Source organism: Rhizobium sp. 01N447_2 (genome assembly GCF_056399245.1).
In genome coordinates, this window is the sequence record NZ_JBFTQY010000075.1 from 18644 (window position 1) to 30664 (window position 12021).

The 12021-nt window shown below is 61.6% G+C and carries 10 protein-coding genes; 5 read left to right on the forward strand and 5 right to left on the reverse strand.

Annotated elements, in window-relative coordinates:
- Positions 1–85 precede the first annotated feature (85 nt).
- The 4 genes from gltX to AC1ECN_RS31955 form a co-directional block, all read right to left on the reverse strand.
- Positions 86–1552, reverse strand: coding sequence for a glutamate--tRNA ligase (gene gltX / locus AC1ECN_RS31940; protein ID WP_024322925.1), 1467 nt, complete (start codon positions 1550–1552; stop codon positions 86–88).
- A 245-nt stretch (positions 1553–1797) separates the two neighbouring features.
- Positions 1798–2547, reverse strand: coding sequence for a TerC family protein (locus AC1ECN_RS31945; RefSeq protein ID WP_018072717.1), 750 nt, complete (start codon positions 2545–2547; stop codon positions 1798–1800).
- A 217-nt stretch (positions 2548–2764) separates the two neighbouring features.
- Positions 2765–3604, reverse strand: a complete 840-nt coding sequence (locus tag AC1ECN_RS31950) for an AraC family transcriptional regulator (protein ID WP_477955204.1) — start codon at positions 3602–3604, stop codon at positions 2765–2767.
- Positions 3605–3709: 105 nt separating this feature from the next.
- The gene (locus AC1ECN_RS31955; protein ID WP_018072719.1) at positions 3710–4390 is read right to left on the reverse strand and encodes a TetR/AcrR family transcriptional regulator; all 681 of its coding nucleotides are present in this window, start codon (positions 4388–4390) and stop codon (positions 3710–3712) included.
- Positions 4391–4541: 151 nt separating this feature from the next.
- Between AC1ECN_RS31955 and AC1ECN_RS31960 the strand changes: the two genes are divergently transcribed.
- From AC1ECN_RS31960 to xylA, 5 genes are all read left to right on the forward strand, one after another.
- Positions 4542–5756, forward strand: coding sequence for an HlyD family secretion protein (locus AC1ECN_RS31960; protein ID WP_477955207.1), 1215 nt, complete (start codon positions 4542–4544; stop codon positions 5754–5756).
- Between the two features lie 27 nt (positions 5757–5783).
- Entirely contained in the window at positions 5784–7382 is a 1599-nt protein-coding gene (locus AC1ECN_RS31965) for a DHA2 family efflux MFS transporter permease subunit (RefSeq protein WP_477955208.1), read from the forward strand.
- 246 nt (positions 7383–7628) lie between these two features.
- Entirely contained in the window at positions 7629–8654 is a 1026-nt protein-coding gene (locus AC1ECN_RS31970; protein WP_477955210.1) for a LacI family DNA-binding transcriptional regulator, read from the forward strand.
- A 21-nt stretch (positions 8655–8675) separates the two neighbouring features.
- Complete coding sequence (gene xylB / locus AC1ECN_RS31975) at positions 8676–10127, forward strand: xylulokinase (RefSeq protein WP_130673121.1); 1452 nt, start codon at positions 8676–8678, stop codon at positions 10125–10127.
- Between the two features lie 48 nt (positions 10128–10175).
- Complete coding sequence (gene xylA / locus AC1ECN_RS31980; protein ID WP_130673120.1) at positions 10176–11486, forward strand: xylose isomerase; 1311 nt, start codon at positions 10176–10178, stop codon at positions 11484–11486.
- A gap of 81 nt (positions 11487–11567) precedes the next feature.
- On the opposite strand, the gene AC1ECN_RS31985 is transcribed toward xylA, so the two are convergent.
- Positions 11568–12021 (reverse strand): LacI family DNA-binding transcriptional regulator (locus tag AC1ECN_RS31985; protein WP_477955211.1); only part of this gene is annotated, 454 nt, incomplete at its 5' end.

Below are 12021 nucleotides of genomic sequence, written 5' to 3' on the forward strand. Positions count from 1 at the left end.
ATTCTAAATCAACGTTTCCGTTGGCTCGAAGCGTCGCGAATGGCTCCGCGCTAACCCTCCCCCTTGTGGGGAGGGGCTTTCGCTGTCATTTCGAGCCGACGAGGGCGGCGACCGCCTGCGAGGCGAGCTTCAGGCGCTGACGCACGACCGAGCGGCCGAGGATCGCCATGGAATCGAAGAGTGGCAGCGAGCGCGACGAGCCGGACACGGCGACGAAGAGCGGCGAGACCACGACCTTCAGCTTCTTGCCCATGCGGTCGGCGATCGCGCGCAGCTCCGCCTCGATCGTCTCGACATTCCATTCCAGGATCTTTTCGAGATCCGGCTGAACGGTGTTGAGGATCTCCAGGATCTCTTCCGGCGGCGACTTAATCTTGGCGAAGTCGGAAGGCTGCAGGCCGAGATCGGACTTCAGCAGGAAGCCGGCAAGATCGGGCAGTTCTCCGAGCTTGGAAATGCGCGTCTGCGACAGGCGCAGACCTTCCTTGAGACGGTCGTTTTCCATCGCCCAACTCAGCACACGCCCCTGGAATTCCTCCTCGGAAAGCTTCTCGCGGATCCAGCGGCCGTTCAGCCAGTCGAGCTTCTGAATGTCAAAGATCGCACCGGCCTTGGAGAGGTTTGCCGGGTCGAACTTCTCGGAGAGCTCGTCCATACCAAGGAGCTCTTCGCCCTCGGCGATCTGGATGAAGAACAGGCCGAGGAAGTTCATCAGCGCTTCCGGGATATAGCCGAGCGCGGAGTAATAGGAGATCGAGGTCGGGTTCTTGCGCTTCGACAGCTTCGACTTGTCGGCATTGCGCATCAGCGACAGATGCATGAAGACCGGCTGATCCCAGTCGAAATAGCGATAAAGCAGGATGTGCTTCGGCACCGAAGCCAGCCATTCCTCGCCGCGCGCCACATGGGTGATCTTCATCAAATGGTCGTCGATGACATTGGCCATATGATAGGTCGGCATGCCGTCGGCCTTGACGAGCACCTGCATGTCGACCGAATCCCACGGAATGGAGACATCGCCGTAGACGCCGTCCGTGAAGTCGCATGAGCCTTCGGCCGGAATCTTCATGCGGATGACGGTCGTCTCGCCGGCGGCCATACGCGAGGTGACTTCCTCGGCCGTGAGGTTGAGGCAGAGACCATCGTACTTCGGCGGCTTGCCGGCGGCGCGCTGGGTTTCGCGCATCTGCTCCAGCCGCGCGGGTGTGCAGAAACAGCGGAAGGCATGGCCCTTGTCCAGCAATTCCTGCCCGTAAGGCTGGTACATTTCCTTGCGGTCGGACTGGCGATAGGGGCCGTAGGGGCCGCCGATATCAGGGCCTTCCTTCCATTCCAGCCCGCACCATTTCAGGGCGTCCAACACCTTCGTTTCGAATTCCGGGGTCGAGCGCGTCGCATCGGTATCCTCGATGCGCAGGATGAACTCGCCGCCATGCTTCTTGGCGAAAAGGTAGTTGAAAAGAGCGATGTAAGCGGTGCCGACATGCGGCTCGCCGGTCGGCGAGGGAGCGATGCGGACGCGGACGCCGGTAGCTGTCCCGGAAACTGTCATTGTGTGTGCCCGTCAATGAATGCCGGACGGCTTTCATGGGAAAGCGACGTACGGCCGGAAGGATGCAGATAGCTTCATCGGCAAACCGGCCGGAAAAAGGGCATGCGCCCGCACTATCCGCCGATCGTCCGTTCGGCTGGCCTTAGGCCATATTCAACCGGGCGCGTCAAGAAAAACACGCCAGGAACGGCCTGATGGCAATGCGTGAGGGCGCGCCAGTTCCGCCGCGCCCTCCTGCCCAAGCCTCAATGCGCGGCGTCGCGTTTTCGCTTGCGGGCGTTGCGCGCGAACATGTTCAGCACCTCGACCAGCGCCGAGAAGGCCATGGCGGCGTAGACGTAGCCCTTCGGCACATGGAAGCCCATGCCTTCGGCGATCAGCGTCGTGCCGATCATCAGCAGGAAAGCGAGCGCCAGCATGACGATCGTCGGGTTCCTCTCGATGAAGTTGGCAAGCGGGGTCGCTGCAACAAGCATGACGGTGACGGCGGCGACGACGGCGACCACCATGATCGGCAGATGCGGCGTCATGCCGACGGCAGTGATGATGCTGTCGACGGAGAAGACGAGGTCGAGCAGCAGGATCTGGCCGATGGCCGATGCAAAGCCTGTCGTGGCCGAACTTGCGATGAAGTCCTCGCCGTGATCTTCCGGATCGACGCTGTGGTGGATTTCCTTGGTGGCCTTCCAGACGAGGAACAGACCACCGGCAATCAGGATCAGATCCTTCCAGGAGAAGCCGTGGCCGAAGGCTTCAAACAGCGGTTCGGTCAGCTGCACGATCCAGGCGATGGTGCCGAGCAGGGCGAGACGCATGACGAGCGCAAGACCGATGCCGATCTTGCGGGCCTTCTCCCGGTGCTCGGGCGGCAGTTTGTTGGTGAGAATGGAAATGAAGATCAGGTTGTCGATCCCGAGAACGACTTCCATCACCACCAGCGTGATGAGCGCCACCCAGGCGGCCGGATCCTGAATGAGCGTCATGATTTCCTGCATCAGCATATATCCCTTTTGCGTCACATGCGTGAATGACGCTCGCAATGTAATGTCGCCGGCCTGCCAGGCAAGCGCCGCAAGGGGGTATACGAAACCGATGTGACTTTTATTCCCTAGAACAGGATGATTTAAGGCCGGGGTCGGCCTTAAATTTGAATCCTGTTCTCAATCAAAGAGTTAGAGCATGATGTCGTCCGAAAACCGCTCGCACTTGGCATCATGCTCTGATCGGCAACCAGATTTCGGTGACGCCCATGCCGGTATAGGGGTCGAAGCGCTCGTCGTAGCGTTCGAACATGTCGGGCGTCTCGCCGTGCTCCAGGCCCGAGGTTGGCCACCATGCGCCAAAAATCCTGTTCATCGTCGCCGGAATGCCGGAGACGTGGCCGCGATGGGCAAAGACGACGTAGCGCTGGCCTGGAAGCTTGAGCGTTGCAAAATCCGCCGGCAGATCGTCGGCATCGGAGATCTCGACCGCGGCCATATAGCGGAATTTCTCCGCTTCGCCGTCGATATGCGTACAGATGCCGTAGGCGACATTGCTTTTCTGACCGGAGATATGTCCGAAATGGGCATTGAATTTCTGCCAGAGAGAGGGAATGGCGGCGTTGCCGCCATAGGGGTAAATCTCCTGCAGACCGGCAAAGAGCATCGGCTGAAGGGTTTCGAAGCGGGGCGGTTCGAGGTCGTTGTGGTGGGCAGGGTCCATTCTGATCGGCTCCAGCAAGACAAGGTTACGGGCGTGCCCCTGTCTGCGCACCGCATCCGGCGTCATGCCGAACTGGTCGCGGAAGGCACGGGTGAAGGCCTCGTGCGAGCCGTAGCCCGCGCAAAGCGCAACCTCGAGAATGGTGGATGAGCTGCCGAGTAACGCGGGCACGGCGCGGCTGAGGCGCCGCCCTCTTATATAGCCGCTGATCGAGTGACCGGTGACGAGCCCGAAGWTGCGCGACAGATGGTAGCGCGACAATCCGGCTGCTTCCGATATCTCTTCCAGCGATATATCGCTTTCGAAATGGCTCTCGATGAACCAGATCGCCCGTCCGACGGCGCTCATCCTCATTCTCCTGGTTGCAGCTTCTTCCTTAGAGGAAGGCCGGCAGCCGGATTTGATCGCTATTGCGGGATTTTGGCCGATGGAGCGCGACGGTCAAGGGTGCGGTCAGGCGGTCTCGTGCCGGCGCGCGCCGTAGGCGGCCATGAAGACCCGGATCGCGCCGCGGATGACGCGCTCGATTTCGTCGCGCGGCGGCGGCTCTTCCATGCTTCCGAAAAGGCGGAGCTTGAAGAAACTACCGCTGGCGAGATCGAGGAACTGGCCGGCAGCGAGATCGATGTCGTCGATCTCAAGTGCGCCTTCGGCGATGTGCCGTTCCAGGAAGTCGCGCATGATGGTGCGCAGGTTTTCCGGGCCCTTGAAGAAGCGTTGACAGAGCACCGGCATACGGTCGCGAACGCCGAGAACGGTGCGCATCGCGTTGATGACCTTCTCATCGGTCATATGGGTGACGAAGCTTATCCCGAATTCGTACAGGCCGGCTTCGGGATCGTCATGTTCGGCAAGCGCCGTGCGCACTGCCGCCACGAAGGCGGCGCGCTCGGTCTCGATCATCGCCGAAAACAGTTCTTCCTTGTTGGTGAAATAGACGTAGAGCGTTCCCTTGGAGACTCCGGCCTCGCGGGTCACGTCGTTCATGCTGGCGGCGTCAAAACCCATCTTCATGAAGACACGCTTGGCGCCGGCGAGAATCTGCTGGCGCTTGGCCGGATCTTCGCCTGCGGCAAATCGGCCTCCGGCAGCGGGAGGACTGAATACGGCAGCGTGGTCGGGTTTCAGCGTCATGTCCTCTTAACCGTGTTGACGGTTTCGCATTTTCTTTAAAGAAATCGAACCGATTGGTTCTATACATCTTGATATGACGATAAAACAGGTTTAAGTCAACTGAACCGAACCGTTCAGTTCGATTATTTACTCCAAGATCGGTAAAGTGGCCATGTCGAGCAACCAGAAGAGCAACGTCGCGCGGATCGTCAGCGAAAACGCCGGGACCGAAGAGGCGCAGGCCGAGGTCGCGACCGTTGCAGAGGCTCCGATGGCGGAAGCCCGCGAAGTGCCGTCTGTCCCCGCGCAGTCGGCGCCGGCTTCGGTCGCCGCACCCGCGGCTGCGAAGAAGCGCCGCAGCCCGGTGCTGCCGATCGTCGTGCTCGCCCTTCTCGCGGGCGGCGGCTGGTATGGTTACGAATGGTGGACGAACGGCCGCTTCATGGTGTCGACCGACGACGCCTATATCGAAGGCGATATCGCAACGATTTCGCCGAAGGTCACGGGCTACGTCGCGAAGGTGAACGTTGTCGCCAACCAGGAAGTCAAAGCGGGCGACGTGCTTGCCACGCTTGATAACGGCGACTATCAGAACGCCCTCGACTTGGCCCAGGCCCAGATCGTCACCGAACAGCTTTCGCTGCAGCGTATCGACGCGCAGATCGAAGGCGCGAATGCGAGCCTCGTGCAGGCGCAGGCGCAGAAGGTGGCACTCGAAGCGGCCGTTCGCGGTGCCGAGATCACCCAGAAGCGCCAGAGCGACCTTCAGGCGAAGTCGGTCGGCACTGCCGCCGATCTCGACAACGCCAATATCGCCCTCGACCAGGCCAAGGCCAATCTTGCCGGCGGCGACGCCAACATCACCGCTGCGCAGGCCAACATCACCATTCTCCAGGCCCAGCGTAAGGAAGCCGAAGGCTCCGTCCGTTCGCTTGAGATCTCGCGCGACAAGGCCGTCCGCGACCTTTCTTTCACCGTGCTCAAGGCGCCTTATGACGGCATTGTCGGCAACCGCTCCGTCCAGGAAGGCGACCTCGTCTCTCCCGGCCAGCGCTTGATGGCGCTCGTTCCGGTGCGCCAGCTCTACATCGACGCCAATTTCAAGGAAACGCAGATCCAGCATCTGGTGCCGGGCTCGAAGGTCAACGTCCAGGTCGATGCCTATAGCGAGCATCCGATCGTCGGCACCGTCGAATCGATCGCGCCGGCTTCCGGCTCGGTCTTTTCGATGCTGCCGCCGGAAAACGCCACGGGCAATTTCACCAAGGTGATCCAGCGGGTGCCGGTGCGCATCGCGCTGCCGCAGGAWGCGCTCGACAGCGGGCGTCTGCGCGCGGGCCTGAGCGTCGTCGTCGACGTCGACACCCGTACGGCGCCGAGCAAGTAAGCCTTTAGGAAAGGCGGGGGTGGTCTGATGGCCGGCAGCGCGACAGCAACAGCGGGGACGATTCCGGCAGCGCCTGCTCATGCCGACGAGCGCATGGATCCGAAGAAGCTCATCGCCTTCTTCGCGATGGTGCTCGGCATGTTCATGTCGATCCTCGACATCCAGATCGTCTCGGCCTCGCTTGCCGAGATCCAGGCCGGCCTTTCGGCCGGAACCGACGAGATCGGCTGGGTGCAGACGTCCTATCTGATCGCCGAAGTGATCATGATCCCGCTTTCCGGCACGCTGGCGCGCATCATCTCGACGCGTTATCTCTTCGCGATCTCGGCCGCCGGCTTCACCATGGCGAGCGCGCTTGCGGCAACGGCGACGAATATCGACCAGATGATCGTCTACCGCGTCATCCAGGGCTTCATCGGCGGCGGCATGATCCCGTCGGTCTTCGCGGCTGCCTTCACCATCTTCCCGCCCTCGAAGCGCAGCATCGTCTCGCCGATCATCGGCCTGATCGCGACGCTGGCACCGACCATCGGCCCGACCGTCGGCGGTTATCTCAGCCACGCCTTCTCCTGGCACTGGCTGTTCCTCGTCAATATCGTTCCCGGCATCATCGTCACGATCGTCACCTGGAACTTCATCGATTTCGACAAGCCGGAACTGTCGCTTTTCAAGAAATTCGACTGGTGGGGGCTGATCTCGATGGGCGTGTTCCTCGGCGCGCTGGAATATGTGCTCGAAGAGGGCAATTCGAACGATTGGTTCAACGACAGTTCCATCACCATCGCAGCGGTTGCCTMCGGCGTTGCAGCCGTCGTCTTCTTCTATCGCGCCTTCACGGTGGATTTCCCTGTCGTCGACCTGAAGGCTTTCGCGAACCGGAATTTCTCCTTCGGCTCGGTGTTTTCTTTCGTTATGGGCATCGGCCTCTACGGCCTCACCTATATCTACCCGGTCTATCTCGGGCGCATTCGCGGCTATGATTCTCTGATGATCGGCGAGACGATGTTCGTCTCCGGGCTTGCGATGTTCTTCACCGCGCCGATCGCCGGCCGGCTGTCGACCAAGATGGACCTGCGCCTGATGATGGTGATCGGCTTCGTCAGTTTCGCCGCCGGCACCTTCATCATGATGCATCTGACGGCGGATTGGGATTTCTACGAGCTGTTCATCCCGCAGATCTTGCGCGGCTTCGGGCTGATGATGTGCATGGTGCCGATCAACAATATCGCGCTCGGCACGATGCCGCCCTCGCGCATTCGCGGCGCGTCCGGCCTGTTCAACCTGACCAGAAACCTCGGCGGCGCAGTCGGCCTTGCCGTCATCAACACCGTGCTCACCAACCGCCAGGACGTGCATTATGAGCGGCTGCGGGAGAATATGGACTGGGGCAATCCGGCGGCGATCGACCAGATGAACAACATGGCCGCCAATTTCAACACCTACGGCATGGATGGCGCCTCGGTCGCGATCAAGCAGATGGTCGGGCTTGCCACCAAGCAGGCGATCATCCTTTCCTTCAGCGACGTGTTCCTGATCCTGACCGCGCTTTTCCTCGCGATGATCCTCGGTGTCGCCATGATCAAGAAACCCGCGCCGCAAGGCGGGGGAGGCGGTGGCGGCCACTGACCTCCGGCCTGTCGCCCCTTGAAAAGGCCCTCTTCGGAGGGCCTTTTTGTTTGCCGCATTTCGGCCTCTAACACTTTAAATCTGCGCATAAACCCGGAAAATGGATTCCGATTTTCGGGGTTATGCGCTACGCCATCAGTCGGATGATTGCCGGCCGGATCGGAAAAACGACGTGGAAACCGGCCTGTTGGATTTTTTGATTTACGTACATCAAAATTGGCGCTAATGGTCTCGTCAGGAGGAATGATGAGGCCAACCGTTCACGATATCGCCGCTGCCGCCGGTGTCAGTCTCGCGACTGTCGACCGGGTTCTCAACCAGCGGCCCGGTGTGCGCCACGTCACGCGCGAAAAGGTCGAGACCGCGATCCGCGAGCTCGGTTATGTCAGAGACGTCGCCGCCGCCAATCTTGCCAAGGGGCGCACCTATCCGCTGGTCTTCATCCTTCCGGCTAGCGACAATTCCTTCATGCACGGGCTCAGCGCGGAGATCCGCCAGGCGATCGTCCGCTCGTCGGCCGAACGCACCGATATCCGCACCATCGAGGTGCCGGCCTTCGATCCCGCAGCCCTCGTCGCTGTGCTTGAAGGGCTTTCCCGGGAAAAGCCGTGTGGCATTGCGCTGGTTGCGACCGATGCGCCTGACGTGCGCGCCGCCGTCGACAGGCTGGTGCGCGAGCGCTTCCCCATCGTCACCCTGGTTTCCGATCTCACGGGCTCGCTGCGCCATCACTATGCCGGCGTCGACAATATCGCCRCCGGCCGCACAGCCGCCCGCCTGCTCGGACGATTCCTCGGGCCGCGAAAGGGCGAAATCGCCGTGCTCGCCGGCTCCATGCTGGTGCGCGACCATCGCGAGCGGCTGGAGGGTTTTAGTGCAGTCATGGCCGAGGAGTTTCCCGATCTGGCGATCCTGCCGGTTCTCGAAGGCCGCGACGACCCCGAGGTCGCCCATATGCTTGTCGCCGACGCGCTTTCGAGGAATGCCGGGATCGTTGGCGTTTACAGCCTCGGCGCCGGCAATCGCGGCCTGATCCGGGCGCTGAAGGAGAAGGCCGTCGACCGCGTGCTGACCGTGATTGCCCATGAACTGACCGCTCACACGCGCGCAGCACTGATCGACAATACGATCGATGCGATCCTCAATCAGGATGCCGGCCATGAGGTGCGCAGCGCCATCCGCGTGCTGAAGGCCAAGGCGGACGGGCTTGCCGTCATCGAAGCGCAGGAGCGCATCCGCCTCGACATATTCCTGAAAGACAATCTGCCGTAACGGCAAAGGGAGAAATACCACATGTATCTGGGTCTCGATCTCGGAACCTCCGGCGTCAAGGCGATGCTGATCGACGGTGATCAGAAGATCGTCGGCTCGGCCAATGGTTCGCTCGACGTGTCGCGTCCGCATTCCGGTTGGTCGGAGCAGGAGCCGGCCCACTGGGTGCGCGCCACGGAGGAGGCTGTCGCCGGCCTTAAGGCAAAACATCCGAAGGAGCTTGCTGCGGTCAAGGGCATCGGCCTTTCCGGGCAGATGCACGGCGCAACACTTATCGATGCTGCCGATAAGGTCCTGCGCCCCTGCATCCTCTGGAACGACACGCGCAGCTACGTCGAGGCCGCGGCATTCGATGCCGATCCGCGCTTTCGCGCGCTCACCGGCAACATCGTCTTTCCCGGTTTCACGGCACCGAAGCTCGCTTGGGTTGCAAAGCATGAGCCCGATGTCTTCGCCAAGATCGCCAAGGTGCTCTTGCCGAAGGACTATCTGCGTCTGTGGCTGACCGGCGACTATATCTCGGAAATGTCGGATTCGGCCGGCACCTCCTGGCTCGACACCGGCAAGCGCGCCTGGTCCCCCGAACTGCTCGCCGCCACCAAGCTTTCCGAGGAGCAGATGCCGGCGCTTGTCGAAGGCACCGAGCAGGCCGGCAAGCTGCGGTCCGAACTGGCGGCGCAATGGGGCATATCAGGTGATGTCGTCGTTGCCGGTGGTGCCGGCGACAATGCGGCTTCGGCCTGCGGCATGGGCACGGTCAGCGATGGCGCCGCCTTTGTCTCGCTCGGCACATCAGGCGTGCTTTTTGCCGCCAACGGCTCGTATCTGCCGAAGCCGGAAAGCGCCGTGCATGCCTTCTGCCACGCGCTGCCGAACACCTGGCATCAGATGGGTGTCATCCTGTCGGCCACCGATGCGCTCAACTGGCATTCCGGTGTGACCGGCAAGTCGGCCGCCGATCTCACCGGCGAACTCGGCGAGACACTGAAGGCGCCCACCGGTGTCACTTTCCTGCCTTATCTCTCCGGCGAGCGCACGCCGCACAATGATGCCGTCATCCGCGGCGCCTTCATCGGCCTCGAACATGAAAGCAGCCGTGTCGTTCTCACCCAGGCGGTGCTCGAAGGCGTCGCCTTCGCCATTCGCGACAATCTCGAAGCGCTGCGCTCGGCCGGCACCGGCATATCCCGGGTCACGGCGATCGGCGGCGGTTCGCGCTCGCGTTACTGGCTGGCGTCGATCGCGACCGCGCTCGGCGTTCCGGTCGACCTACCGGCCGACGGCGATTTCGGCGCGGCCTTCGGCGCCGCCCGCCTCGGCCTGATCGCAGCAACGGGCGCGGATCCGATTGCCGTCTGCACGCCGCCGGTAACGGCCGGCACGATCGAACCGGTGTCCGCACTGAGCGGCGCTTATGAGGATGCTTACAAGCGCTACCGTGCGCTCTACCCGGCGATAAAGTCGCTGGCGTAGGCCAACGATTCAGAACTTCGAAAAGATACGAACCCAAGGAGAATCAACATGAGCACCGGATTTTTCGGCGATATCCAGAAAGTAAAATACGAAGGCCCGGACAGCACCAATCCGCTGGCCTTCCGCTACTACCAGCCGGACGAGATCGTCATGGGCAAGCGCATGGAAGACCATTTGCGCTTTGCGGTGGCCTACTGGCACACCTTCACTTGGCCGGGCGGCGACCCCTTCGGTGGCCAGACCTTCCTGCGCCCTTGGTTCGAGGACACGATGAAAGCCGCCAAGCTCAAGGCCGACGTCGCCTTCGAATTCTTCTCGTTGCTCGGCTCGCCCTATTACTGCTTCCATGACGCCGATGTGCGTCCTGAGGGCAAGGATTTCGCCGAGAACACCAAAAACCTTAACGAGATCGTCGATTATTTCGCCGAAAAGCAGGCCGCAACCGGCACCAAGTTGCTCTGGGGCACGGCGAACCTCTTCTCCCACCGCCGCTATATGTCGGGCGCTGCGACCAATCCGGATCCCGATGTCTTCGCTTTCGCAGCCGCGACGGTAAAGACCTGCATCGATGCCACGCAGAAGCTCGGCGGCGAAAACTACGTGCTCTGGGGCGGCCGCGAAGGTTACGAGACGCTGCTCAACACCGATATCGGCCGCGAGCTCGACCAACTCGGACGCTTCCTCAACCTCGTCGTCGAATACAAGCACAAGATCGGCTACAAGGGCACGATCCTGATCGAGCCGAAGCCGCAGGAGCCGACCAAGCATCAGTATGACTACGACGTCGCAACCGTCTATGGCTTCCTCAAGAAGCACGGCCTTGAAAACGAGGTGAAGCTCAATATCGAGCAGGGCCACGCGATCCTTGCCGGCCACTCCTTCGAGCACGAGTTGGCGCTTGCCAATGCGCTCGGCATCTTCGGCTCGATCGACATGAACCGCAACGACTACCAGTCCGGCTGGGATACCGATCAGTTCCCGAACAATGTTCCCGAAATGGCGCTCGCCTACTACCATGTTCTGGCAGGCGGCGGCTTCAAGACCGGCGGCACCAACTTCGACTCGAAGCTTCGCCGTCAGTCTCTCGACCCGGCGGATCTGCTGATCGGCCATATCGGCGGCATGGATTGCTGCGCCCGCGGCCTGAAGGCCGCCGCCAAGATGATCGAGGACAAGGCTCTGTCGCAGCCGCTCGTCGATCGTTATGCCGGCTGGGAATCCGCCGAGGCGCAGAAGCTCTTCCGCGGCGAGTATTCGCTGGATGAGATCACTCACTATGTCGAGAGCCACGACGTGAACCCGCAGCCGAGATCCGGCAAGCAGGAACTGCTGGAGAACGTCGTCAACCGTTACGTCTGATAAAGCACGCCGGCGGTCATCGGCCGCCGGCGCAACCCTTTCTGACCGGGCGCTGGCCAGAAGCTTTCAGCCTATATCGGTTTACCGTTTCAACCAGTTGCGCGACGGCGCCGAGACGGAGTTTCGGACCACCAGATCCGGTCTCAGCAGGATTTCCGTTTCGGTCGGCCGGCCATCGGACAGGAGTTCCAACAGCAGCGCCATCGCCTGCTTGCCGATTGCCGTTCTCGGCTGGCGGATCGTGGTCAGCGGCGGCGATATGAAGACTGCCTGCGGCACGTCGTCGAAACCGGTCACCGAGAAATCCCGTGGAATGTCGTAACCCCGCGCGCCGAGCCCGATCATGACGCCGATCGCCGTCTGGTCGTTGACGCACATGAAGGCGGTCGGAAGCGTGTCACGCATGAAAAGCTGTTCGACCGCATGCCGCCCGCTTTCGATCGTGCCGTCACCTTCGAGCACGATCCTGGTGTCGGGCGGGATGCCGGCGGCGTCGAGGCCGGCATCGTACCCCATGCGACGCCTGGTATAGGCA

Coding starts and splice junctions, on each gene's coding strand:
- gltX (WP_024322925.1), bottom strand. CDS start 1,552: ATGACAGTTTCCGGGACAGCTACCGGCGTCCGCGTCCGCATCGCTCCC.
- AC1ECN_RS31945 (WP_018072717.1), bottom strand. CDS start 2,547: ATGCAGGAAATCATGACGCTCATTCAGGATCCGGCCGCCTGGGTGGCG.
- AC1ECN_RS31955 (WP_018072719.1), bottom strand. CDS start 4,390: ATGACGCTGAAACCCGACCACGCTGCCGTATTCAGTCCTCCCGCTGCC.
- xylB (WP_130673121.1), top strand. CDS start 8,676: ATGTATCTGGGTCTCGATCTCGGAACCTCCGGCGTCAAGGCGATGCTG.
- xylA (WP_130673120.1), top strand. CDS start 10,176: ATGAGCACCGGATTTTTCGGCGATATCCAGAAAGTAAAATACGAAGGC.